Below are 23,246 nucleotides of genomic sequence, written 5' to 3'. Positions count from 1 at the left end.
ATTAGGTGACAGGTTCGATGCGCCAGATGCCGAACGGCAGGTGCCAGGGCTCGATACGCATCCATTGGGTCTTGCCGTGCCAGGTCCAGCGATGGCCGGTCATCAGGTCCTCGCCGTGCAGGGAGGCATCGTCCGGCAAACCGAACTCCCACAGCGGCAGTTCGAAATGCGCCTCCTGGGCGTGGTGCGGGTCGAGGTTGACCGCCACCAGGATGAAATTGTCGAGCCCGGGCGTGCGCTTGCCGAAATACAGAATGTTGTCGTTCCAGGCGTTGTAGGCCTTGAAGCCGAGATGGCTGTGCAGTGCCGGGTTCTCGCGGCGGATACGGTTGAGCTGGGTGATCTCGGCGATGATGTTGCCCGGCGCCGCGTAGTCGCGCGGGCGGATCTGGTACTTCTCCGAATCGAGGTATTCCTCCTTGCCAGGTAGTGCCGCGCTTTCGCACAGCTCGAAGCCGGAATACATGCCCCACAACCCCGAACCCATGGTCGCCAGGGCGGCGCGGATGAGGAAGCCTGGGCGCCCGCTGGACTGCAGGAATGTGGGGTTGATGTCGGGGGTGTTGACGAAGAAGTTCGGCCGATAGCAATCACGCAGCGGCGGCTGATTGAGCTCGGTGAAATATGCCTCGAGTTCGTCCTTGAGGTTGCGCCAGGTGAAGTAGGTGTAACTCTGACTGAAGCCCAGCTTGCCCAGGCGCGCCATCATCGCCGGGCGGGTGAAGGCCTCGGCGAGGAACATCACCTCGGGGTTCTGGCGACGGATATCGGCGATCAGCCATTCCCAGAACGGCAGCGGTTTGGTGTGCGGGTTGTCGACGCGGAACACCTTCACGCCCTCGGCCACCCAGCCGGCGACCACGTCGCGCAAGGCCAGCCAGAGGTCGGGCATGGCGTCCGCCGTGTAGAAGTCGAGGTTGACGATGTCCTGGTACTTCTTCGGCGGGTTCTCGGCATAACGGATGCTGCCGTCCGGGCGCCAGGAGAACCAGCCGGGGTGCTGCTTCAGCCAGGGATGGTCCTGGGAACACTGGATGGCAAAGTCCAAGGCGATTTCCAGACCGTGCTCGGCGGCGGCGGCGACCAGCCGGCGGAAGTCCTCGCGGCTGCCCAGTTGCGGATGAATCGCCTCGTGACCACCCTCCTCGCTGCCGATCGCGTAGGGACTGCCAGGGTCGTCCGGACCGGCATCCAGCTGGTTGTTCGGGCCCTTGCGGTAACTGCGCCCGATCGGGTGGATCGGCGGAAAATAGAGCACGTCGAAGCCCATGTCGCGGATCATCGGCAGGCGCTTGCAGACGTCATTGAAGGTGCCGTGCCGCTTGGGATCATCGGTCTCGGAACGTGGGAACAGCTCATACCAGCTGGCGAATCCGGCCAATGGCCGCTCGACTTCGATGGCGAACTCCGCGCTGCGCACCAAGTGTGCGTGTTCATCCAGGCGGCCCATGGCGGCGGCCATCTCATTGCCCAGGAGGATGGCCAACTGTTCGCTTTCGTCATGGGCCTGGAGCAGCAGTTGCAGCTGCTCGTCCAACGCCGCCCGGGCCTCACCCTGCGCCCGCTGCAAGGTGCTCTCCAGCAGGATGCGCCCCTCCTGCAACTCCAGACCGATCGGCATGCCGGTGTCGTACTTCTTGGTCAATTCGTAGCGGAAGGTTTCGTAGTGATCCCACCAAGCGGCGATGACGAAGCCATAACGACCGACCCGAAAGGGCGTGAATTGTGCTTGCCAGCTGTCGTTGCCCAGTTCGCTGAGGCGCACGCGATGACCGCCTTCTTCGCCCTCGAAGTGCCAGAGCAGCGCAGTTCCCAGCTTCTCGTGGCCATCGGTGAAGATTTTCGCGCTTACGCTAACCGGCTGGCCGACGATCGCCTTGGCGGCGAAGCGACCCTGCTCGAGCGCCGGTTCGATCGACTCGATGGCGATGCGCGGCATGCGCAGCGCCTCCTCCACCGACAGTGTCCTGGGCAGGACACCTGGCTGACGTGGAGCATGCGGGTGAGCATCGTTCATCGGTCATGGACTCGTCATGAGCCCGTCATGAGCTCGTGGACGCAGTCTGCTGACACAGCGCAGTACTGCTGGGCAATGGCACGCACCGCCGGGCTCGCTGCTCAACGGCCTGCCAACACCGGGTTAGTATAGTCAGCCCCTCTCTGCCGGCAGCGCGGATTGCCGCGGATCGACGGTCGGCCGGTCTGGGCCAGGAAGTCGTCAGGTGAGCGGCGGCACCCTGAAACGCAACAGCCCGGCCAATGGCCGGGCTGTTGCTAGGGTGTAACCGTGCTCAGGGTTTACTCGAGTTCGACGTCGACTTCGACATCTGCGTCGACATCTGCATCGACGTCCGGCTCATCGGCGAGGTCCTTGGCGGCCTGCTTGTCGGCCGCGCTCTGCAGGCCCAGGGCCGCCGCCAGCGCCGCTGGCGTACTGGCGACCACTGCCATGGCTTTGGCCAGGCCGGTGGTTTCATCGGACTTGGCTACGGCCGAGGTGGTGGCGCCGCGATTGTCGCTGCGGTTGGCCTCGGCCTTGCCATTGGCCGCACCCAGCCCGGCCGAGGAATGGTCACGCCCGAGACCTAAACCGCCAGCCCCCCCCACACCGCCGCCAGCATGGCCGCCCGCACCACCGCCATGTCCACCAGCACCGCCACCTCCTGCACCACCGCCACCGCCGCCAGCACCACCGCCGCCGCCACCGCCACCACCGCCACCGCCACCGCCACCGCCACCACCGCCACCACCGCCACCTTGGGCATAGGCTGAGCCGATCAATGGATTGAATTCAGGTGCAACCAGCCCCGACAGCATCAACGCGCAGGCTGAAACTGCGAATAACTTGGTGATATTTCGCATGATCGATAACTCCAGAAGATAACCGCACTCGGCGGTATTCACCGCGCAACGTGGGCTAAACCAGCCTCTAGCCGCCTGGGCAGGCCAGTGAAAGACGAATGAGCGAACAAGACTCAATGCTCGCCAGCACTCTATCCGACCGGATGCTACGGAACAAAGTTCAGTGGCAGAACCAGGCGCCAGTTGGCAATTTCCGGACTACTGACTAGCGGGCCGCGGGATCCGCCAACAAGGCGCCAAGATCATCCAGGCCTTCCTGCACGGCGGCCAATGCCTGTGCGCAGAGCTCACGGTAGCGCCGCAGCACACGCACGCCCATCTCGGTCAGTTGGGTGCCGCCACCATGGCGGCCGCCCGCAAGCGTGGTCACCAGAGGTTCCTGGAAACAGCGATTCATGGTTTCGACCAGCAACCAGGCGCGGCGATAAGACATGCCCAGACTACGCGCAGCCGCGCTGATCGAACCCTGTGCCTGGATAGCTTCGAGCAAGTCGGCCTTGCCGGGGCCGATAGCGATATCGGCGCCACAGTGCAGGCGAATTTTCAGGTCGAGTCGGTGCATAGGGGGGCTTGAGCTAGATTGTAGGAGGGAAAGCGTTCACTGCTCGCACTATACCTGCCACTGAGGTCCAGCTGGCGAACCGTACAATGGCCAGCACCCGGGAACCTGTCGGACTTTACGATACATGTGGCTATACGTATATTCGCTTTGCCATATATGGGAGTCGCGCCGAGCAACCGAACGCACTGCTGTTTGTCTGCGCGGTCAGGCGGCCCATCACCCCGTGCGCCGACGCTGCCGGGGCGGGTGCGCATCAAGCTGGAAGCAAACGTTGAGAACCGCAATGGCTGCACACCTGACTCCGACCAGCGTTTTCAAATGCCTGGCTGACGAAACCCGCGTACGCCTGATGCTGCTGATCACGGCGGAACAGGAACTCTGCGTCTGCGAGCTGACCAGTGCCCTTGATGAAAGCCAGCCCAAGATCTCCCGCCACCTGGCGCAATTGCGCACCTGCGGGTTGCTGGCAGATCGCCGGCAGGGTCAATGGGTGTATTACCGCCTGCACCCCAACCTGCCGGCTTGGGTGATCGCCGTGCTGGACGCCACCCTGGGCGCCAACCAGCAATGGCTCAGCCCCGACGCCAAGCGCCTCGAAGGCATGGCTGGGCGCTGCGTTCCAGGCGCAGATAGTTAAATTCATTGCATAAGGAAGCCATCATGACCATCAAAGTAGGCATCAACGGTTTCGGTCGCATCGGCCGCCTGGCCTTGCGCGCCGCCTGGGACTGGCCAGAGCTCGAATTCGTGCAGATCAACGACCCGGCCGGCGACCCGGCGACCCACGCGCACCTGCTCAATTTCGACTCGGTGCACGGCCGCTGGCAGCATGAAGCGAGCAGCGCGGACGACTGCATCCTGATCGGCGGCAAGCGGGTCAAGGTCAGCGCCAACAAGGCCATCGCCGACACCGACTGGTCGGGCTGCGACCTGGTGATCGAAGCCAGTGGCAAGATGAAGACGGTCGCGGTGCTTTCGGGCTACCTGGACCAGGGGGTCAAGCGCGTGGTGGTCAGCGCACCGGTCAAGGAAGCCGGCGCCCTGAATGTCGTCATGGGCGTCAATCAGGACCTGTTCGACCCGGCGCTGCACCGCATCGTCACTGCCGCCTCCTGCACCACCAACTGCCTGGCGCCGGTGGTCAAGGTGATCCACCAACACCTGGGCATCCGCCACGGCTCGATCACCACCATCCACGACCTGACCAATACCCAGAGCATCCTCGACCAACCGCACAAGGACCTGCGCCGCGCCCGCGCCTGCGGCATGAGCCTGATTCCCACCAGCACCGGTTCGGCCACGGCCATCGCGGAAATCTTCCCCGAACTGCGCGGCAAGCTGAACGGCCATGCCGTGCGCGTCCCCCTGGCCAACGCCTCGCTGACCGACTGCGTGTTCGAGGTCGAGCGCGCCACCACGGTGGATGAGGTCAATGCCCTGTTCAAGATGGCGGCAGCCGGCTCCTTGAAGAACATCCTCGGTTACGAGGAGCGCCCGCTGGTCTCCATCGACTACCGCTCCGATCCACGTTCTTCGATCATCGATGCGCTCTCGACCATGGTCATCAACGGCACCCAGGTGAAGCTGTACGCCTGGTACGACAACGAGTGGGCCTACGCCAACCGCACCGTGGAACTGGCGCGGCTGGTCGGGATGGCTCACTGAGGCGCAGTTGTGGAAGGGGCTGTAGCCGCGATTGGCATTGCGCTGTTCGCGGCTAAAGCCCCCAACTAGCTAATCGCACGCGCTACCAAGCCAATCTTCCGAGCAGGATCAACATGCACGCCCTCGCCCGCCTGGCCCCGGACATCCGCCAATACCTGCTGGTGACCGCCAACTACTGGGCCTTCACCCTCACCGACGGTGCGTTGCGCATGTTGGTGGTGCTGCATTTCCATAGCCTCGGCTATACGCCGCTGCAGATCGCCGCGCTGTTTCTGTTCTATGAAATCTTCGGCGTGATCACCAACCTGGTCGGCGGCTACCTGGGCGCCCGCCTGGGCCTGAACCGCACCATGAATATCGGCCTGGGCCTGCAGGTGGCCGCCTTGCTGATGCTCACGGTACCGTCGGTCTGGCTGACCATCCCCTGGGTGATGGGTGCGCAGGCCATGTCGGGCATCGCCAAAGACCTGAACAAGATGAGCGCCAAGAGTTCGATCAAACTGCTGGTACCGGACAGCCAGCAAAGCACCTTGTACACGTGGGTGGCGCTGCTGACCGGCTCGAAGAATGCGCTCAAGGGCGTCGGCTTTTTCCTCGGCGGCGCCCTCCTCGCCCTGTTCGGCTTCGCCGGCGCGGTGCTGGTCATGGCCGCGCTGCTGACGCTGATCTGGTTGGCCAGTCTGATCCTGCTGAAAAAGGACCTGGGCAAGGCCAGCGCCAAACCCAGGTTCCGCGACATCCTGTCGAAAAGCCGGGCGATCAATAGCCTGTCGGCCGCTCGCTTGTTTCTGTTCGGCGCGCGCGATGTCTGGTTTGTGGTGGCGCTGCCGGTGTACCTGTCCAGTGTACTGGGCTGGGATTTCTGGATGGTCGGCGGTTTTCTCGCCGCCTGGGTGATCGGCTACGGCATCGTGCAGTCCTGCGCGCCAGCCATAACCGGCAAGGCCCGCGGCCAGGTACCGGATGGTCGCGCTGCATTTGTCTGGGCCGCCTCGCTGGCCGGGCTGCCAGCTGCCATTGCCCTGGGCTTGTACAGCGACCTGTCGGTGCAGTGGGTGCTGCTCGGCGGCCTGCTGGTGTTCGGTGCGCTGTTCGCGGTGAACTCCTCGCTGCACAGCTACCTGATCGTCAGTTACGCCAAGGAGGACGGCGTGTCGCTGGACGTGGGCTTCTATTACATGTCCAACGCCCTCGGCCGGTTGCTCGGCACCCTGCTGTCAGGCTGGGTCTATCAGGCTTATGGCCTGCAAGCCTGCCTGTGGATTTCCTCGGCCTTCGTCCTGCTCGCTGCGCTGATTTCCCTGGGCCTGCCCAAGCATGCCGAGCCATCCCCCGCCGACTGATTAGTTACAACCCGGCGCACAACCTGACTGCGGCGCCGGATAGACCGGGGCAAAGCCGCCGCCCGGGGTGCGAAAGTTGGTGGTCTGGCCCTGGTACAAGCGCGCCGCCACCCACTGCACCGCGCCATCGTAGGCGTAATCACGAAGATCGAACTTCAGCGCCGGGGTATCGCTGGCCATCACCCGCTGCCCCGGCAGCACCAGGGCCTGGGCCACGTAGTCGCCCGCAAGAATCTCCTGCCAGACGCGCTGGGTCAGTTTGTCGCCACGGTAGGCCGCGCGGCTGCCATAACCGGTGCAGGGTTTGAAAAACAGCTGCTTGCGTTGGCGCCACAGGCGTTCGGCATTGGCCGGATCCACGACCTCGGTATGCGGAATGGCCGCCAGCAGCAATTCCTGAGTGGCCTGGGGCACGTCCAGTGCCTGCAATTGCTCGACATCGCAGAGCAGCGCCAGGTTGCGCTTGTCGGCATACAGGGCATGGGCTTGCGGATGCGGCGTGAGCACGCTGGCGTGTTCAAGATAGGCCTGACGCAATGTGGCGTTGGCGGGGGCGTCGAGGGCGAAATCGGTCAGGCGGTTGTAGACCAGGTCGATGGCCAGCTCGCCATGCCAGAGCATGCCATCCCTCAGGCTCAACTCGGCCGGGTCGGCGATCACCGCCTGCAAGCTATGACGCTGGAACAACTGCTGGAATAGCAGGAACTCCGGGTACAGGTACTGCTGCTCGGGCGCCTCGTCGACGATGGCGATGCTGCGCAGCGGCCGCGCCTGACCGGCCAAGGCCCACTCCTGCTGGAACATGGCGATGATCCCGGCCTCCAGCGTCTCGGCCCGCAATGCCGGCGGCAGTAACTGTTCGATGGCCGGGCAGCAGGCCCGTTGTGCCCGCGCCAGTACGGCGTTGAGCATGGCCCCGCCGGCATTGCTGTTGATCTCGATCAGGCCGAAACCGCCCTCGGTGACATGGAAGTCGTAGCCGAAGAACACCCCCTTGGCGCCGCCCGGATCATGTGCCGCGATGGTCGGCGAACGGGCCAACACCAACTCGCGATAGGCCGGCAGGGCCACCACCGACTCGATGGCGCGGATCACCTCGGCCATGCGCTGCAAGTGCGCCGGGGCGATAAACACCGGATGGGCGGCGAACAGGTAGGGGCAACGCTGCTGCACCAGCTCGGACAGGCCGGGCTGGCCCAGTGTCGACTCCAGAGCGCTGCGCAACGCCTCGCCGTCCAGACTGATGCAGAAGCAGCGACTGTTCAGCGTCTCGATCGAAACGCCGGCCAGGGCTGCCGCAGCGGCGGCTGTCGAGAGATAGTTCGCGTCGTTTTCACACAGGGGGATCATCGGCTTGGTCATATCAGTTTCCGCGTGGCGGGGATTGGCTAACAGGTGCCCCGGAGTGACGTGGCTCTCCTGCGTGGGGTCCTGCAGATTGAGCTGCAGCTGCCGCAGCGCAGCTGGGCGCCGACTGCGGGAACCACCCACGGGTTCGATTGGCGAAGGTGACCAGCGACAACATCACCGGCACTTCCACCAGCACGCCAACCACCGTGACCAGGGCAGCGCCGGAATTGAGACCGAACAACCCGATCGCCACGGCGACCGCCAGCTCGAAGAAATTCGAGGTACCGATCAGGGCGCAGGGTGCCGCCACATTGAAGGGCACTTTCCATGCGCGGGCCGCTAAATAGGCAATGGCAAAAATGCCGTAGGACTGAATCAGCAAGGGCACAGTAATCAAGGCAATCAGTACCGGCTTATCCAGAATGATCGGCCCCTGAAAACCGAACAGCAGCACCACCGTACCCAGCAGCCCGAGCACCGACAGAGGCTTGACCCGAGCGGTGAAACGCGAAACTGCCTGTTCGGCCTCCACGGCGCTGCCAGCATCGGCACTGAGTTTCAGCCGGGTGATCACCCCGGCGATCAGCGGGATCAACACGTAGAGCCCCACGGACAGCAGCAATGTTGCCCAGGGCACCTCGATGTTGGTGACCCCGAGCAGCAGAGCGACCAGGGGTGCGAAGGCGAAGATCATGATCACATCGTTCAGCGCCACCTGCACCAGGGTGTAGGTAGCGTCGCCACGGGTCAGTTGCGACCAGACGAATACCATGGCGGTACAGGGCGCGGCGCCGAGCAGGATCAAGCCGGCAATATATTGGCTGGCGTCAGCCGGATCGATCAGGTCGACAAACAAGTAGTGAAAGAACACCACCCCCAGGCCTGCCATGGTGAAGGGCTTGATCAGCCAATTGACCGTCAGGGTGATGATCAGCCCCTTGGGCCGTTCATGAATGCGCTGGAGGCTGAAGAAATCCACCGACACCATCATCGGGTAGACCATCAGCCAGATCAGCACCGCGACTATGAAGTTGACCGAACCGTATTCATAACCGGCCATGGTCTGGAACAGCTGCGGAAACAGGCTGCCCAGGCCAATGCCGGTAACGATGCACAGCGCGACCCAGACCGACAGATAGCGTTCGAAAAAGCCGATAGGCTGCTTTGTACTCATGCCAGGATCTCTTCCGAGTGCGACAGCGCAGCCAGGCTCTGGCTGCCCTCCGGCTCGTGTCTGAATCGTAGGATCACTGTGTAGCGCGCAGAATCGAATACCTGAACGGCCTTCACTTTGACTCCCTCAATAACTATTGAATGACTGAATTCTGCACGGGTCGATCAACCTGAGGATCCATAGCGCGAGCGAGTGCGCGCCTGCATTCAGGTATGCCAGCCACGGCTACTTTTCGTCGATGCCCGCTTTCCTCAGTCGACTCTTGAGGCGCCCCACCTCCTCGATCAAGTCCACCACCAAGGCAGCCAGTTCGGGGTTGGCATCGAAATCCCGCTCGATCGCCAGCAGGCGCCGGGCGCGGAGCAACTCGGCACTGCTGAAGCGCTGCGGCTGGGTTACTTCGCAGAGCAACCCCGCCTCGACCCGCTCGACGATCCACAATGCATCGACCGAACAGGCCTGGGCCAGTTCATCGAGGTCGAGGGCGACCTCATCCAGCAAAACGCCGGTGACAATCTCAGTGTGTGGCATGGTTCAGACTCCCATGGCCCGGCGCGGGTTGAAGGCCATCTCCCGCGCCATCATTTCATAGAGCTGACGCGCCTTTTCGGTGTCGGCAGGCGGCAGCGCGATTTCCAGCAGCAGATACAAATCACCCGCCGGCTCGCCGGGAATGCCGCGGCCCTTGAGGCGCAACTTGCGGCCACCTTGCGAATTGGCAGGTATTTTCACCTGCACCTTGCCCGATGGTGTGGGCGCCTCGATGCTGGCGCCCAATGCCGCTTCCCACGGAGTGACCGGCAGGGTCTCGTAGACATCGCGACCGTCCACGCGGTAGTGCGGGTCCTGTTTGAAGTGCACCTCCAAGAACAAATCCCCCGCCGCGCTGCCACCGATACCCGGGCTGCCTTGACCGGCCAGGCGGATATGCTGACCTTCCTTGACGCCCTTGGGAATCTGCACGGTGAGGTTATGCTCCTGCATGCTCACGCGGCCATGGGCGTCGGCCCGTGCGCCACGCAGCGTGATGGTGCGTGGCGCGCCCTCATAGGCATCACGCAGGTCGATGACGATCTTGGCGTGATGATCCTCACCACGCCTTGGCCGCGGCCCGGCATGCCCGCCGCGCCCTGTCCGACCGGCAGCAGCGTGCCCAAACAGGTTGGCAAAGAAGTCGCTGAAGTCGCCCATGTCGGCGCCGGAGAAGTCGGCACCGGAAAACTCGAAGCCGGCGTCCCAATTCGGTGGCGGCTGGAATTCCTGACCATCCCGATATCGACCACCGAGCTGATCGTAGGCCGCGCGCTTTTCCAGGTCGCCAAGTACCGCGTAGGCCTCGTTGACCTCCTTCATGCGCAGTTCGGCATCCGCCTCCTTGCTCACATCCGGATGGTATTTGCGCGCCAGCTTGCGGTAGGACTTCTTGATCTCATCCTCACTGGCGCTCTTGTCCAGACCGAGGACCTGGTAGTAATCCTTGAATTCCAACTCGTCGCACTCCCCTGCTGGTTGATGGCTAGACCATGTTCACTCTGCGTTAGCCAGCGATCGGCATCGGCGGGCTTGCACAAAGAGTCACTATTTCACCGGTCGTCAGCCCCTGGCCCACCGACACCATCCGATCATCGATCGCCAAAGCGGGTGTTCTCACTCAGGTTGACGCACTTCTTACAGCCAGTACCGAGAATATTGATCCACCTTTCAGGTTAGATGAACGGACAGACGAAGCAGCTGAACACACCACACAGCTGCCCGCAGGGAAAATTCTGGCGCTTACCCCCTTGTCAGCTGCGGCGGTGGCAGGTCGAGGTTGTTGTGTTGGCGTTAAGCGAATACATGCCCGCACCGCCTTGACTGCACCGCCCTCGCGGGACCCAAACGGCGACACCCTCAGCAGATCACCCGGTAGCACGCTCGAACAGCACCCGACCATGGACCTCATCATCGGCAAGAAACATGGGCCTGCCCGTTGTCCTTGGGAGCGTCGACGACACTTGGGAACTTCCGCGAGTAGCTTTGCACCGAAATTTCCATTGCCGGTGATGACGGCATCGACTGCCTGAATAGGCCGACCGAGCATAATGGTAGAACCTTGCTTGTATTCAGTGCCCTAAAAGATACCCGAACAACCGCCAGCGATAATGATCCAGGGCAGTTCGACAGCATTGACAGGCAACCCGACGCTAATGCGGGCCATGAAAATGCCACTCACTGACTTGAATCGACGCACTCGTGCCACCCCAGCTGCACCGATGACTGATCCGAGAGTCCGCAATGGGCGCTGAAAACAGCTTCATAAACTGCCTCCGCGGCATTGAGCGACTGCATCCGGGGTTCGGAGTGCCGCCACTTGGGCGTACCAGAGGCCCGAGACCGCCCGACCGACCTCGCAACAGACAACTTCGCCGATATATGGGCAAAAAACCGAAAAATAGGTTTAAAAACAACAAACATCGGCGGATTAAGCGATATCTTGCAGAACAATCGGTGTGGATTAATTTCCACTCAAAGCCACTGAATACCGAAAAATCATTGCGTTCATCACCCTCCTGCGGTATTTCTAGTACTGCAATCCGCATCGATTCAATAAGAGATACATCATGGCTAACCGCGAAACTGGCACCGTCAAATGGTTCAACGATGAAAAGGGCTTCGGCTTCATTACCCCGACTAACGGCGGCGATGATCTGTTCGTTCATTTCAAAGCTATCCAAAGCGACGGTTTCAAGAGCCTGAAAGAAGGCCAAACCGTTACCTATGTGGCCGCACGCGGTCAGAAAGGTATGCAAGCTGAAGAGGTACAGGTAGCTTAAGCTTCCTGACCTGTTCAAGAGACGAGCCCCGCACAAGCGGGGCTCGTTTTTTTTTGCCTGCTGAACAGCAACAGCCCTGTCCTGCATCACGCCCACACCCCTGCACCCCTGCGCGAGAAGACACTCAGGACGCTACGCGAAACACCTCACCACAGCTCCGTAAGGCTTTCGCGTCCAATACAGCGCCGAACCCCGCCCTACAACCCCATCTGCTTGCTGATGATCTCGTTCATGATCTCCCGCGAGCCGCCGCCAATCGACAAAATCCGATTATCGCGGTACAGGCGCTCTACCAGACTTTCTCTCATATACCCCATCCCGCCCATTACCTGCACCGCATCGTAGGTCAGCCGGTCGGCAATGTCGGTGGCGAAATTCTTCGCCATGGAGATTTCCTTTATCACACTCTTGCCCGCTGCCATCTTCGCCGCCTGGCGGTAGGTGAATTCACGGGAAACCTCTAACTGAGTAGCCATCTCCGCCAGACGATGCTTGAGCACCTGAAACTTGCCGATTGGCTTGCCAAACGCCTCACGCTGCTTCGCCCACTTCATCGCTTCCTCGAAGGCCAACTGCGCCGTCATATTGGCCATGATCGCCAGCGACAATCGTTCGCTCTGGAAGTTGGCCATGATGCAGGCAAAGCCCATGTTCTCGGCGCCGATCAGGTTCGACACCGGCACCCGGCAGTCGTCGAAGAAGAGTTCGGCGGTATCCGATGCCCACCAGCCCATCTTCTTCAACTTGCGACCGACAGTAAAACCGGGCGTGCCCTTCTCGATCAGCAACAGACTGACACCGCCGAAACCATCGCCGCCAGTCCGTACCGCCACCGTGTAGTAGTCGGCACGAATGCCACTGGTGATAAAAGTCTTGCTACCGGTCACCCGATAGCAATCACCGTCACGTAACGCGCGAGTCTTCAGATTCGCGACGTCAGAGCCGCCGGACGGCTCGGTGACCGCCAAAGCCATGATCTTCTCTCCCGCGAGCACCTGCGGCACTATGCGTTCACGCAGCGCCGGCGCGCCCCACTTAATCACCGGCGGCAGACCAATATCCAGCGAACCAAGGCCCGCGACCAGACCACCGGAACCTGAGCGCATCAACTCTTCACTGGCGGCAACCTTGGCGAAGGTATCGCCCTCGTGGCTGCCACCAAACTGCTCCGGGTACCCGATACCCAGAATCCCGGCGGCACCAGCCTTCAGATACAGCTCACGCGGAAACTCTTCGGCCTCCTCCCACTCATCGATATACGGAAGGATTTCCCGCTCAACGAAGCGCCGCACCGAGTCGCGCACCAGGTGCTGGGACTCATCGAAGTAATCCTGAAAGACAGACATGGGGCAGCTCCCGCAGAGGTTTCCGCGACCATAGCGAGCGCTTGCTTGGTTTACAAGATGTGAGTTGCGCCATCTGCAAGGACGATTAAGCCATGCCCAGCACGAACTAGAAATTCGTCACAGCAGGCCCATGAGACCTGAAGGACGCACGACGGCCAATAACCCTGCCGACAGCTACCCGCAGCCCCCAGCCGTCTTCGGCGGTGCCTTCGCGCAGAAAACCGGGCAGGAGCCAGGGGGACGCCCAGCCATTCAGCCGCGCGCGCTTCGATACACCGCAAAGGCTGCATAGCTGAAGCCGCCCCTACGGGCGGGCCAATCGTAGACAGGGTCTTACAACTGAATCGGTCGCCGCCCGGCAATCGAATGGGCCAAGGTCCCGCCATCGACCAACTCCAACTCACCACCGAGCGGCATGCCATGGGCAATACGCGAGGCGATCAGTCCCTTGTTAGCCAACAACTGGGCAATGTAATGCGCGGTCGCCTCGCCTTCCACAGTCGGGTTCGTCGCCAGGATGACTTCGACAAAACCGCCCTGGGCAATACGGGCCAGCAGATCAGGAATGCCAATGGCCTCTGGCCCCAGGCCGTCGAGCGGGGAAAGGTGGCCCTTGAGCACGAAGTAACGCCCACGAAAGCCAGTCTGCTCCACCGCGTAGACATCCATCGGCCCTTCCACCACACACAGCAAGCTGTCGTCGCGACGCGGGTCAAGGCATAACTGGCAAACCTCATCCTCGCTCAGGCTGCGGCACTGCTTGCAGTGACCAACGCCTTCCATCGCCCGGGTCAATGCCTGAGCCAGGCGCATTGCACCAGGGCGATCACGCTCGAGCATCTGCAAAGCCATGCGCTGGGCAGTTTTCTGCCCCACCCCTGGCAGGATGCGCAGGGAATCGATCAATTGGCGGATCAATGGGCTGAAGCTCATGGGAGTACTCGCTGGCTACAGGAATGTTATGCAAGCTTTTGACTTGGGGATCAACGCCGCTGCCAGGGGTGGTCAGACGACGTGCAGGACAAGGCGCAAGCAGGCGCGGGCACCGGAGTTTACTAGCTGTAAATGAGGATGCCCGTGCCTGCTTGCAACGCAGTCATGTGCGCTGGCTGGACGCCCCGGATCAGAACGGCATTTTGAAGCCAGGGGGCAGCTGCATGCCTGCGGTCACACCGGACATTTTGTCCTGACTGTTCTGCTCGACCTTGCGCACTGCATCGTTGACTGCCGCAGCGATCAGATCCTCGAGGATTTCCTTGTCTTCCTGCATCAGGCTGTCGTCCAGGCTCACGCGCTTGACGTCATGCCGACCGGTCATCACCACGCTGACCAGGCCGGCACCGGATTGACCGGTCACTTCGGCGTTAGCCAACTCTTCCTGCATCTTCTGCATTTTCTCTTGCATCTGCTGGGCCTGTTTCATCAGGCCGCTCATGCCACCTTTCATCATGGTGCTAGTCCTCGGTAATCAGGGAGTTAACTTGAGTATCTACGGGTTCGATACTGTCCACGCGGATAACTGCGGCGAATTGCTGAATCATTTGTTGCACCAGTGGATCGCCGTGGATCGACTCTTCTGCCTCGCGCTGGCGATTGGCGCGCTTGCGTGCCGCGGCCTGAGCCGGAGTTTCCTGTTCGGGTACACACAACTCGATCTGCAGGCTTAACTCGCGCCCATGATACTGATTCAGGGCATCATTCAAACGACGCTGCTGGGTCGCATTGAATAACGCACTGTGTCCAGGATCGAGATGCAGCAACCAGCTATCACCCTCGACCGCCATCAGCGTGCAGTTGGCACCGATACTGCCGGTCATGCCAGACAGGCCAAGCTTGGGAAACAGCTCCAACCAGTCTGCAGCCAGGCCGGTCGCCGGCTTCGCAGCGAGCTGCGGCTCCGGCTCGACGGAGGCAACGGAATCAACCGCGTCGAAATCGTAGTCGAACGACTGCGCATCCATCTCCACATAATCATAATCGCCCGGCGGCGGCTCATCATCGCTGTCGCTACCGACCTCGACCGGCGGCGCAATGCTGGCGGGCTGCACCGCCAACGCCTCGGCTGGCGGCGACGCCGAGACCGGCTCAGCCAGTGGCGCACAGTCCTCAACCGCAGCGGCCTGCTCTTCCCAGGGCAAATTCGTCACTTTAGCAATCGTCGCGGCCGCCGCCGCAGTCGGCGGCGCGGCGACAACCGGGGATGCGGCAACCGCAGCCTCCGATTCGACCGATGCCTGGGGCTCGATCGGCGCAACTGGCGGCTCAGGTGTAACGGCTGCAACCAGCACAGGCGCAGCTTCTGCCTCGACAACGGCAGCCGACACAACCACAGCAGTGCCGGCCACTGGGTTGGGACGGGGATCAGCTGTGGCCTGGCTAATCCCTAGCGGCTTTAGCGCCACCCTCGGCCCATCGCCGCTATCGGCGGGCCGAAACGCCAGCATGCGCAACAACACCATCTCGAAGCCACTACGCGGATCCGGCGCCAACGGCAGGTCACGCCGACCGATCAGGCCCATCTGGTAGTAGAACTGCACGTCTTCGGCTGGCAATACTTCGGCCAATGCCAGCACCCGATCGCGGTCACCCTGGCCGTTGTCGACCGCATCCGGCAGCGCCTGAGCGATAGCCACGCGGTGCAGGACATTGAGAATCTCCGCCAGCACGCCATTCCAGTCAGGACCCTGCTCAGCCAAATGGCGCACGGCGTCGATCAGGCCGCGCGCATCACCCTCGAGCAAAGCATGCAGCACGCCATACACCTGACCGTGATCGAGAGTGCCAAGCATCGCCCGCACGTCCGCAGCCAGCACCTTGCCTTCGCCGAAGGCAATCGCCTGGTCGGTGAGGCTCATCGCGTCGCGCATCGAACCATCGGCTGCCCGACCGAGCAGCCAGAGGGCATCCTCTTCAAACGGAATATTTTCCGCACCCAACACATGGGTCAGGTGCTCCACCACCCGCTCCGGCGGCATGTTCTTCAGAGAGAACTGCAAGCAGCGCGACAGAATGGTCATCGGCAGCTTCTGCGGGTCAGTGGTTGCCAGCAGGAATTTGACGTGGGGCGGCGGCTCTTCCAGGGTCTTGAGCAAGGCGTTGAACGAATGCGAGGACAGCATGTGCACTTCGTCGATCAGGTAGACCTTGAAGCGCCCGCGGCTCGGCGAATACTGCACGTTATCCAGTAGCTCGCGCGTGTCTTCAACCTTGGTACGACTGGCAGCATCGACCTCGATGAGATCGACGAAACGCCCCTCGTCGATCTCCTTGCAGATAGAGCAGACACCGCAAGGTGTCGAACTGATGCCGCTTTCGCAGTTCAGGCACTTGGCGATAATGCGCGCAATTGTGGTCTTGCCAACGCCACGGGTACCTGTAAACAGGTAGGCGTGATGCAGGCGTTGACTGTCGAGGGCGTTGATCAGCGCCTTGAGCACATGGGCCTGGCCGACCATTTCGCGAAACGAGCGCGGACGCCACTTTCGTGCAAGAACCTGATAACTCATCTAAAACCGTCGCGAGATGAAAGCAAAAGTGGGCTAATCGTAACGGAGCATGGGCTAAATTGCATCCGATGCGCCGCTCGACCCTGCTGGGCGACAATCATTGCATCGACTGAGCCCATGAGTTTGCCGACTGCTAGTGGATCGCCGGTATGCCGCCCCTCCGCCAGCTGGCTTCTACCAGGGTATTATCCGTGCCCTGTGCAGATTCAGCTGGCTAATACTTTATCAAGCAGTTACCATCCGGCCCGTTAGTACCACGCTGTAAGTCATTCAGGCCTTCTGGCCCCCTCGATGGAATCCAGGTAAAGAACGCATACGCCCCATCAGGCTATGCCGCACAGTTCCTTACCAGACCCAACCTGCTGACTGATCAGGCCGTCTTGCGCAAGCACTGACTCAGCCTGCCTCCGAAGTACCGACCCGCATAAGCACCAGCCAATACTGAACTTATGTGCGCAGTCCCGCTCCGACCAGACTCATGCCTTCGGCTATAAGTCGAAGCCTGGAGCATTATTTAGCGCAATGACGCGCCCGTTGTTTTAGGAAACACCCCAAAAAATGAATACTCAACACCAAATTCAGGATGCCATTCGCACCCTATCCAACGCCTTTGCGCCATTCGATTGCCGCATTCTTGCCAGCCGCAAGGGTAACTTCAGCTTCACTATCGTCAATCAGGCCGGTATTGCCCAGCATACCCAGCGCCTGTACCCCGAGCAGTACAGCAGCGAGTCCTTGCCGCAGGTAATCGAGCGCGCGCGCCAATCGCTACTGGCCTGACCGAACTTCACCACATCACAGAGGTCTTAAGTGATTAGCCTCAGGATGGAGAACGGTCATGGATAGCATCAATCGCCAATTCGTCGAACAGTTGTTTGCTCCTTTACGCGTCACTTTCAGCCCGCGCCGCCCAGACGGCGGCATTGTCCTCTCCCTCCTGGACGCCGACGATGTCACTGCCTACAGCCGAGTCCTCAGCTCCGCCCAGCGTGACGACGCGCAAGCTTTTGCGCAAAGCCTAGAAGAAATTCGCCTGGAGCTCGCTGTTCGCTCCGGCAATATTCCAGCAGAAATGCGCAAGGCACTGAAAGAACAAAACAGCGTGCTCAACTACCACGTCGACTGAAATAGCCTGTACCGCCAACCCCTCGCACCGCGTAATGCCGCTCACTTGAACCGAGTAAGCGGCATTATTTGTAATATGGGCCGGAGGATTAACCGGGGGATAATTCATCGAAGCGATTGGATCTGCCCATTCGCTTACCGCGCTTGCACCCCAGCCAGAGCAAAACAATTGAAGTGGACTAACCTGGCGCACCAGTGCGACCACTTCATTCCGGCTATCGCTTGAACTCGAACTGCAGTTCGGCGCCTTCTAGCGAATCCAAATAGTCATCGCCGCGCTCATTGGTGATCAGTTTTCCATTGAGCTGAAAGGGGCTTTCTCCTGCCTGTTCTTCCCGGAATAGTGGCGGCAGCAAGGCCGGCGACGGCAGCTCATCCGGGGCGACGAGCGACTCCAACTCTTCAAACAGATCCGCCGGCAGACTCAAGTCCAGATCCGCCCGGGGTGGAGCGACAACAACACTGTCTTTTTTGGCCACCGGCTTGCTGACCACGGCAGGCTTCGGCTTGGGTCGAGCAGGCTCGTTTACTGGCTTGTCGACGGGCTTGGTTAACGGTTTAGGGGCGGGTGTGGGCGCTACATCTGCAGCCGGCGCTGGCACAACGGATGTGGAGGGCTTGGCAGGCGCTTGCGGCACAGCAGTCGTGAACTTTTCATCGTCGCACGCACTCATCGCCAGTAGAGCCAGAAGCAAAAGCAGAAAGCGGAAGCTGATCATCAACAAGCACAATCGCAGTAAGGGTAGAGCACCATGCTCCCCCCTCCTCCGACATCTAGCAAGTCTGCCGTGCAGTGCTTATACGGCTTTTCTCAACCTGCGGCCGACTTATGGCAGCGGCCTGCTAACGGCTTCTCCCGATTCGTTCAAGTTGCGCCTCGATCTCCATCTGCGGGTAATCCAGCTGCAGGCGTTGTTGCAGGCGCCGCGCCTCCTGAGTCTTGCCTGCGCGGCGCAGCTCAAGCAGCTGCATGAGCATGTTTTCCGCATCCCGGGTCGCTGCCATGCTGGCCGCAGGCATAGAACCCAGACTGTCCGGCAGCTCTGCACTCGACGCCGGAGCGTCAGCCAAGGCTTCGGCCTCGGCAGGTGCTTGCTTGACTGCGCCCTCCATGAGGGCTGACATTGACTTATGCTTCTCGATTTTTTGCCGCGGCTCGGCGTAACCAGGCGCCGCCGCTTGCTCGCGCAGCAGAGCAGGCGGCGCTTCGGTATCGGCCATGGGTGCGGCTGGGGCCATTACGGCACGCGGCATCGGCGCAGCAAAGTCATCAGGCGCTTGCTCCAACGTGCGCAAGGTCAGGCTGACGCCAATGCCGACGCTTGCCAAACCAGCCACCGCCAGCGACCAGCGTTGCCGACCAGCATGACCGAACAACCAGCGATGCAGGCGCTGACTCCAGCTCGGCCTAACTGAGGGCTGTGCGGCACGGGCCGCGGCCAGGATCCGCGCATCCAGACCGGCACTGGGTTCGGCCTGGCTCTGGACGCGAAAGTGTTCGAGCAAGGCCCGTTCTTGCGCCACATCTTGCGGGTCGTATTGATCGCGGTTCATACGGGCAACTCCTCGGCGGCCGGGTCAGCCAGCAGCCGGCGTAATTTCTGCAACGCATAACGCAAACGGCTCTTCACCGTTTCCGCCGGCGTGCGAGTCAACTCGGCGATCTCGTGCAGCTCCAGATCGCCGTGGGCGCGCAGCAGGAAGACTTCCCGTTGCTCAGCTGGCAGATCATTCAGCGCCGCCTGCAAGCGCTGCTTATCGCGACTCAGGCCGAACTGCTGCTCAGGATCGCTCTCGCGGCACGGCAGATCATGCAACTGCTCGTCGAACGCCTCATGCTTTGCCTGCAGGCGGCCGCTTTTGCGCCAGTGATCGATCAGCCGATTGCGCGCGATCTGGTACAGCCAGGTCTTGAACAGCACCGCCTCGCGCTGCAGCGACTGGCTGCGGATCAGGCTTATCCAGGTGTCCTGGAAAACCTCCTCGGCCAGCGTCGGGTCGCCGCACAGGCCACAGAGAAAACGAAACAGGCCGAGGCGATGACGCTGATAAAGCAGCGCAAAGGCCTCGGCATCACCCTGGCGATAACGCCGCAACAAGGCGGCGTCCTCTTCGTCGGACAGTGGCACAACAGGATGGGCAGTCACGCTAGTCGACCTTGGCAGCGCTGGGCGCGGGCAGTGAAGACGGAGTTTGCAGGCTTTGCGCCAATTCGACCAGTTGTACGAACTCGCCGCGCAGGCCGAAGCGGTCCTCGCCCTTGCTGCTACGCGCCAGGTCGGCGCTGGCGGCCAGGTCGAACTCACCCATGTACTGGGCGCCTTTGAGCTGCTGGGCAAAGGCCGCGACGGCGGCGGCGAAACGCAAGTCCTCGCTGGCCTGGGCGATTGCCGGCGCACTGCGTTGCGCCTCGATGGGGATTTCCAACAGGCGGCTGCTGCCCTGCTGCGGCGCCTTGTAACGGACGCGCAGCAGCGCCAACTCGCCCTGTTTGCGAGTGGTTATTTCCGCCGGCTGATAGCGCAGCGGCTCCAACCAGCCCTTATTGCCGGCCGGGACTATTTCATAGAGCGCGGTCACCGTATGGCCGGCACCGATCTCACCGGCATCGACCTGGTCGTTGCTGAAGTCTTCCCGCTTCAGCGCGCGGTTTTCATAGCCGAGCAAACGGTATTCACTGACCTGGGCCGGGTTGAACTCGACCTGGATTTTCACGTCCCTGGCCACCACCGCCAGGGTCGAGCCGAGCTGATCGACCAACACCTTGCGCGCCTCGCGCAGGTTGTCGATATAGGCGTAGTTACCATCGCCGGCGTCGGCTAGTTGCTCCATCAGGCGTTCGTTGTAGTTGTCGGTGCCGAAGCCCAGGGTGGTCAGGGCAATCCCGCTCTTGCGCTTGTCGGCCGCCAGTTGCTTGAGGGCCTCAAAGTCGCTGATACCGACGTTGAAGTCGCCATCGGTGGCCAGCAGAATGCGGTTGATGCCGTTCTTGATAAAGCCCTGCTGCGCCTGCTGATAGGCCAGCTGAATGCCCGACTCACCGGCCGTCGAACCACCGGCGCGCAACTGATCGATGGCCGCGCGAATCCTGGCCTTATCGCTGCCGGCAGTCGGCTCCAGCACCACGCTGGAGGAACCGGCGTACACCACCAGGGAGACGCTGTCCTCGGCGCGCAATTGCTCGACCAGCAATTTCAGGGTGCTCTGCACCAGAGGCAAGCCTTCGCGGCGATCCATCGAACCCGAGACATCCACCAGAAACACCAGATTGGCCGGCGGCATGGCCGCCACCGACAGATCCGCCGCCTTGATCGCGATGCGCAGCAAGCGGCTCTGCGGGTTCCAGGGTGTCACCGCCAACTCGGTGCCGACGCCAAAGGGCGTATCGCCCTGCGGCAGCGGATAGGCGTAAGGAAAATAATTGACCAACTCCTCCAGGCGCACCGCCTCGGCTGGCGGCAACTGGCCCTGATTGAGAAAGCGGCGGACGTTGGCATAGCTGCCGGTATCGACATCGATACTGAAGGTCGACACCGGCATTTGGGCCACGGCATGCACCGGATTGTCGGCGATTGTCTGGTACTGCTCGCGATATTGTTCGCGGTACGTCGGCGGCAGATAGTCCGCCATAGGAACACCAGGTTGACCCACCGCCGGCAGCGAAGCGACGACGACATGTCGCTGCAACTCGGTTTTTTTGGCCCGCGGCGACGCCTGGGGCTGCTCAGCGGCCACTACCGCCAAGTCCTGATCAGCAACTTCAACCTGCGACGGCCCCGGTTGGGCGGCATTGCAGGCGGCCAGGGTCAGCAGCAGACTACCGGCAAATCCCTGCAGCAGCGGTTGCGGATGTAACGCACGAATCCTCGACATGACGCATCTCCTTGGGGCGAAAAAGCTCTTCGCCCTGGTAGACGCAATACCTTGCCGATTCGGGTTAACCGCAAGGTCATTCAGCTACTCGCCGTTGCCTCCAGACACAACTGGCTGGCCAGCATGCCCAGGGTCATCAAGGCCCGCTCAGCTTCGCGATTCCAGGGGATGCCACAATTCAGGCGCACGCAGTGATTGAACTGCTCGGTGTTGCTGAAGATCAGCCCCGGCGCGATGCTGATGCCCTGCTGCAAGGCGCGCACGTGCAAGTCCTTGGTGTTGACCCGTACCGGCAGGCTGATCCAGAGGATGAAACCGCCATTGGGCCGAGTCATCTGCGTGCCCTCTGGGAAATACTGCTGGATCGCCAGCTGGAAGGCACTGAGGTTCTTGCGGTATTCCTGGCGAATGTAGCGCAGGTGGCGGTCGTAACCGCCGTTCTCGAGGTAGGCGGCCACCGCCATCTGCGTGACGCTGCAGGCTGAGTGGGTGCTGAACGTCTGCAGGCGCTGGATCTCGTCCTGGTATTTGCCGGCGATGATCCAGCCGATACGCACCCCCGGCGACAGGGTCTTGGAGAAGCTTGAGCAATACACCACCCGCCCTTCCCGGTCATGCGACTTGAGCGCCTTGATCGGCCCCTGCTCAAACATCAGTTCGCCGTAGATGTCGTCCTCGACGATCTGGATATCGAAATCCCCGGCCAGGCGCAACAACTGCTTCTGCCGCGGTTCGGGGATGCTGCCGCCGAGCGGATTGCTCAGGCGTGCAGTCAAGACCAGCGCCTTGATCGGCCACTGACTGGCCGCCAGCTGCAACGCCTCCAGGCTGATCCCCGTGGTTGGATCGCTGGGTATTTCGATCACCTTCAAGCCCAGCAGATCGGCCAACTGCAGCAGGCCGTAATAGGTCGGCGACTCGGTGGCGATCAAATCCCCCGGATTGGTCAACACCCGCAGCGACATCTGCAGCGCATCGACACAACCGTGGGTAATCACCACTTCTGATGGATCGACCACCACGCCGGCATCGCGCATACGAATCGCCACCTGGCGACGCAGCGGCTCGAAACCGGGACTGAACATATAGCTGAAGGCGCGCGGGCTCTGAAACCGGGTGACCTTGGCCAACTGCTGGTGCAAGGCGCGCACCGGCAGGTAGTCAACATGCGGCACCGCCGCACCGAGGGGAAACACGCCCTCGCGGCGCGACTCGGTGAGGATTTGATTGATGATGCTGCTGCGCGTCACCAGGCTGGGACGCTCGACCCGGGCAATATCCGGGGTCGGGGCGGTCAGGGCCGGGGTCTGGTGCACATAGAAGCCGGATTGCGGGCGCGCGCGGATCAGCCCCTGGTCTTCCAGGTTGGCGTAAGCCTGCAAGACCGTGGCATGACTGACATTAAGCTGCGAGCTCATCTTGCGCACCGACGGCACCCGCTCTCCCGGCTGATAGACGCCGCGGCGAATGTCTTCCGCCAATTGCTGGGCGATTCGCTGATAGAGCAACAGACTGGTCATGGCCGCTTTCCCGCTTTATTGAACCAATACAGTAACTCGGAGAACCGAAGGTGCACCGGTACAGTTTCTTGAATTGTGGACGACACAGCGGCGATCCGCCAGTGACT

23 protein-coding genes are annotated in these 23,246 nt (G+C 61.6%); 6 read left to right on the top strand and 17 right to left on the bottom strand.

Annotated elements, in window-relative coordinates:
- Nucleotide 1: 1 nt before the first annotated feature.
- The 4 genes from LJY18_RS20675 to LJY18_RS20660 form a co-directional block, all read right to left on the bottom strand.
- Nucleotides 2-2,017, bottom strand: a complete 2,016-nt coding sequence (locus LJY18_RS20675; protein WP_238044010.1) for an alpha-1,4-glucan--maltose-1-phosphate maltosyltransferase — start codon at nt 2,015-2,017, stop codon at nt 2-4.
- Nucleotides 2,018-2,298: 281 nt separating this feature from the next.
- Nucleotides 2,299-2,607: a hypothetical protein gene (locus tag LJY18_RS20670; RefSeq protein WP_238044190.1), complete on the bottom strand. Its 309-nt coding sequence runs from the start codon at nt 2,605-2,607 to the stop codon at nt 2,299-2,301.
- On the bottom strand, nt 2,586-2,765 hold the full coding sequence (locus LJY18_RS22540; protein WP_269137900.1) for a hypothetical protein: 180 nt from the start codon (nt 2,763-2,765) through the stop codon (nt 2,586-2,588). The genes LJY18_RS20670 and LJY18_RS22540 overlap by 22 nt, the downstream gene beginning before the upstream one ends.
- Before the next feature lie 302 nt (nt 2,766-3,067).
- Entirely contained in the window at nt 3,068-3,424 is a 357-nt protein-coding gene (locus LJY18_RS20660; RefSeq protein WP_238044009.1) for a winged helix-turn-helix domain-containing protein, read from the bottom strand.
- A 283-nt stretch (nt 3,425-3,707) separates the two neighbouring features.
- Between LJY18_RS20660 and LJY18_RS20655 the strand changes: the two genes are divergently transcribed.
- The 3 genes from LJY18_RS20655 (at nt 3,708) to arsJ (ending at nt 6,432) form a co-directional block, all read left to right on the top strand.
- Nucleotides 3,708-4,061, top strand: a complete 354-nt coding sequence (locus tag LJY18_RS20655) for a metalloregulator ArsR/SmtB family transcription factor (protein ID WP_238044008.1) — start codon at nt 3,708-3,710, stop codon at nt 4,059-4,061.
- A 23-nt stretch (nt 4,062-4,084) separates the two neighbouring features.
- Nucleotides 4,085-5,089 carry an ArsJ-associated glyceraldehyde-3-phosphate dehydrogenase gene (locus tag LJY18_RS20650; protein ID WP_238044007.1) on the top strand — a complete coding sequence of 335 codons (1,005 nt, stop codon included), beginning with the start codon at nt 4,085-4,087 and terminating at the stop codon, nt 5,087-5,089.
- A gap of 113 nt (nt 5,090-5,202) precedes the next feature.
- On the top strand, nt 5,203-6,432 hold the full coding sequence (gene arsJ, locus LJY18_RS20645; RefSeq protein ID WP_238044004.1) for an organoarsenical effux MFS transporter ArsJ: 1,230 nt from the start codon (nt 5,203-5,205) through the stop codon (nt 6,430-6,432).
- On the opposite strand, the gene LJY18_RS20640 is transcribed toward arsJ, so the two are convergent.
- From LJY18_RS20640 to LJY18_RS20625, 4 genes are all read right to left on the bottom strand, one after another.
- Entirely contained in the window at nt 6,433-7,794 is a 1,362-nt protein-coding gene (locus tag LJY18_RS20640) for a hypothetical protein (protein WP_238044002.1), read from the bottom strand.
- A gap of 1 nt (nt 7,795) precedes the next feature.
- Entirely contained in the window at nt 7,796-8,956 is a 1,161-nt protein-coding gene (gene arsB / locus LJY18_RS20635; protein WP_300651397.1) for an ACR3 family arsenite efflux transporter, read from the bottom strand.
- Nucleotides 8,957-9,181: 225 nt separating this feature from the next.
- On the bottom strand, nt 9,182-9,487 hold the full coding sequence (locus LJY18_RS20630; RefSeq protein WP_238044000.1) for a chaperone modulator CbpM: 306 nt from the start codon (nt 9,485-9,487) through the stop codon (nt 9,182-9,184).
- 3 nt (nt 9,488-9,490) lie between these two features.
- Nucleotides 9,491-10,444 carry a DnaJ C-terminal domain-containing protein gene (locus tag LJY18_RS20625; RefSeq protein WP_238043998.1) on the bottom strand — a complete coding sequence of 318 codons (954 nt, stop codon included), beginning with the start codon at nt 10,442-10,444 and terminating at the stop codon, nt 9,491-9,493.
- A gap of 1,112 nt (nt 10,445-11,556) precedes the next feature.
- Here LJY18_RS20625 and LJY18_RS20620 point away from each other — a divergent pair.
- Nucleotides 11,557-11,769, top strand: coding sequence for a cold-shock protein (locus LJY18_RS20620; protein WP_069516724.1), 213 nt, complete (start codon nt 11,557-11,559; stop codon nt 11,767-11,769).
- 197 nt (nt 11,770-11,966) lie between these two features.
- Here the strand turns inward: LJY18_RS20620 and LJY18_RS20615 are convergent, their stop codons facing one another.
- From LJY18_RS20615 to dnaX, 4 genes are all read right to left on the bottom strand, one after another.
- Nucleotides 11,967-13,115, bottom strand: coding sequence for an acyl-CoA dehydrogenase family protein (locus tag LJY18_RS20615; RefSeq protein ID WP_238043996.1), 1,149 nt, complete (start codon nt 13,113-13,115; stop codon nt 11,967-11,969).
- 333 nt (nt 13,116-13,448) lie between these two features.
- A complete protein-coding gene (gene recR / locus LJY18_RS20610; protein ID WP_238043994.1) occupies nt 13,449-14,048 on the bottom strand; it encodes a recombination mediator RecR in 600 nt (199 codons plus the stop codon).
- A gap of 190 nt (nt 14,049-14,238) precedes the next feature.
- Nucleotides 14,239-14,565 (bottom strand): YbaB/EbfC family nucleoid-associated protein, encoded by a 327-nt coding sequence (locus tag LJY18_RS20605; RefSeq protein ID WP_238043992.1) that lies wholly within the window; start codon nt 14,563-14,565, stop codon nt 14,239-14,241.
- A 4-nt stretch (nt 14,566-14,569) separates the two neighbouring features.
- Nucleotides 14,570-16,621, bottom strand: coding sequence for a DNA polymerase III subunit gamma/tau (gene dnaX, locus LJY18_RS20600; protein ID WP_238043990.1), 2,052 nt, complete (start codon nt 16,619-16,621; stop codon nt 14,570-14,572).
- A gap of 558 nt (nt 16,622-17,179) precedes the next feature.
- On the opposite strand from dnaX, the gene LJY18_RS20595 reads away from it, so the two are divergent.
- The gene (locus LJY18_RS20595; RefSeq protein WP_172151094.1) at nt 17,180-17,401 is read left to right on the top strand and encodes a hypothetical protein; all 222 of its coding nucleotides are present in this window, start codon (nt 17,180-17,182) and stop codon (nt 17,399-17,401) included.
- A 58-nt stretch (nt 17,402-17,459) separates the two neighbouring features.
- The gene (locus LJY18_RS20590) at nt 17,460-17,747 is read left to right on the top strand and encodes a DUF3509 domain-containing protein (RefSeq protein ID WP_238043987.1); all 288 of its coding nucleotides are present in this window, start codon (nt 17,460-17,462) and stop codon (nt 17,745-17,747) included.
- A gap of 214 nt (nt 17,748-17,961) precedes the next feature.
- Here the strand turns inward: LJY18_RS20590 and LJY18_RS20585 are convergent, their stop codons facing one another.
- From LJY18_RS20585 to LJY18_RS20565, 5 genes are all read right to left on the bottom strand, one after another.
- A complete protein-coding gene (locus LJY18_RS20585) occupies nt 17,962-18,465 on the bottom strand; it encodes a hypothetical protein (protein WP_238044188.1) in 504 nt (167 codons plus the stop codon).
- 124 nt (nt 18,466-18,589) lie between these two features.
- On the bottom strand, nt 18,590-19,300 hold the full coding sequence (locus LJY18_RS20580; protein ID WP_238043985.1) for a hypothetical protein: 711 nt from the start codon (nt 19,298-19,300) through the stop codon (nt 18,590-18,592).
- A complete protein-coding gene (locus LJY18_RS20575; protein ID WP_238043984.1) occupies nt 19,297-19,893 on the bottom strand; it encodes an RNA polymerase sigma factor in 597 nt (198 codons plus the stop codon). Before LJY18_RS20575 ends, LJY18_RS20580 begins: the two co-directional genes overlap by 4 nt.
- Nucleotide 19,894: 1 nt before the next feature.
- Nucleotides 19,895-21,619 carry a vWA domain-containing protein gene (locus tag LJY18_RS20570; RefSeq protein WP_238043982.1) on the bottom strand — a complete coding sequence of 575 codons (1,725 nt, stop codon included), beginning with the start codon at nt 21,617-21,619 and terminating at the stop codon, nt 19,895-19,897.
- An 80-nt stretch (nt 21,620-21,699) separates the two neighbouring features.
- Nucleotides 21,700-23,139 carry an aminotransferase-like domain-containing protein gene (locus tag LJY18_RS20565; RefSeq protein WP_238043980.1) on the bottom strand — a complete coding sequence of 480 codons (1,440 nt, stop codon included), beginning with the start codon at nt 23,137-23,139 and terminating at the stop codon, nt 21,700-21,702.
- Nucleotides 23,140-23,246: the final 107 nt, after the last annotated feature.

The sequence above is a fragment of the Pseudomonas sp. MMS21 TM103 genome (genome assembly GCF_022132145.1).
Lineage (GTDB): Bacteria > Pseudomonadota > Gammaproteobacteria > Pseudomonadales > Pseudomonadaceae > Aquipseudomonas.
This window is presented reverse-complemented; position numbering and strand designations above follow the sequence as displayed.

What these genes read in the sequence shown, in the direction of transcription:
- arsJ (WP_238044004.1), top strand. Translation starts at nt 5,203, where the DNA reads ATGCACGCCCTCGCCCGCCTGGCCCCGGACATCCGCCAATACCTGCTG.
- LJY18_RS20570 (WP_238043982.1), bottom strand. Translation starts at nt 21,619, where the DNA reads ATGTCGAGGATTCGTGCGTTACATCCGCAACCGCTGCTGCAGGGATTT.
- dnaX (WP_238043990.1), bottom strand. Translation starts at nt 16,621, where the DNA reads ATGAGTTATCAGGTTCTTGCACGAAAGTGGCGTCCGCGCTCGTTTCGC.
- LJY18_RS20590 (WP_238043987.1), top strand. Translation starts at nt 17,460, where the DNA reads ATGGATAGCATCAATCGCCAATTCGTCGAACAGTTGTTTGCTCCTTTA.
- recR (WP_238043994.1), bottom strand. Translation starts at nt 14,048, where the DNA reads ATGAGCTTCAGCCCATTGATCCGCCAATTGATCGATTCCCTGCGCATC.
- LJY18_RS20655 (WP_238044008.1), top strand. Translation starts at nt 3,708, where the DNA reads ATGGCTGCACACCTGACTCCGACCAGCGTTTTCAAATGCCTGGCTGAC.
- LJY18_RS20630 (WP_238044000.1), bottom strand. Translation starts at nt 9,487, where the DNA reads ATGCCACACACTGAGATTGTCACCGGCGTTTTGCTGGATGAGGTCGCC.
- LJY18_RS20580 (WP_238043985.1), bottom strand. Translation starts at nt 19,300, where the DNA reads ATGAACCGCGATCAATACGACCCGCAAGATGTGGCGCAAGAACGGGCC.
- LJY18_RS20595 (WP_172151094.1), top strand. Translation starts at nt 17,180, where the DNA reads ATGAATACTCAACACCAAATTCAGGATGCCATTCGCACCCTATCCAAC.
- arsB (WP_300651397.1), bottom strand. Translation starts at nt 8,956, where the DNA reads ATGAGTACAAAGCAGCCTATCGGCTTTTTCGAACGCTATCTGTCGGTC.
- LJY18_RS20650 (WP_238044007.1), top strand. Translation starts at nt 4,085, where the DNA reads ATGACCATCAAAGTAGGCATCAACGGTTTCGGTCGCATCGGCCGCCTG.
- LJY18_RS20660 (WP_238044009.1), bottom strand. Translation starts at nt 3,424, where the DNA reads ATGCACCGACTCGACCTGAAAATTCGCCTGCACTGTGGCGCCGATATC.
- LJY18_RS20675 (WP_238044010.1), bottom strand. Translation starts at nt 2,017, where the DNA reads ATGAACGATGCTCACCCGCATGCTCCACGTCAGCCAGGTGTCCTGCCC.
- LJY18_RS20605 (WP_238043992.1), bottom strand. Translation starts at nt 14,565, where the DNA reads ATGATGAAAGGTGGCATGAGCGGCCTGATGAAACAGGCCCAGCAGATG.
- LJY18_RS20585 (WP_238044188.1), bottom strand. Translation starts at nt 18,465, where the DNA reads ATGATCAGCTTCCGCTTTCTGCTTTTGCTTCTGGCTCTACTGGCGATG.
- LJY18_RS20615 (WP_238043996.1), bottom strand. Translation starts at nt 13,115, where the DNA reads ATGTCTGTCTTTCAGGATTACTTCGATGAGTCCCAGCACCTGGTGCGC.
- LJY18_RS20620 (WP_069516724.1), top strand. Translation starts at nt 11,557, where the DNA reads ATGGCTAACCGCGAAACTGGCACCGTCAAATGGTTCAACGATGAAAAG.
- LJY18_RS20565 (WP_238043980.1), bottom strand. Translation starts at nt 23,139, where the DNA reads ATGACCAGTCTGTTGCTCTATCAGCGAATCGCCCAGCAATTGGCGGAA.
- LJY18_RS20640 (WP_238044002.1), bottom strand. Translation starts at nt 7,794, where the DNA reads ATGACCAAGCCGATGATCCCCCTGTGTGAAAACGACGCGAACTATCTC.
- LJY18_RS22540 (WP_269137900.1), bottom strand. Translation starts at nt 2,765, where the DNA reads ATGCCCAAGGTGGCGGTGGTGGCGGTGGTGGCGGTGGCGGTGGCGGTG.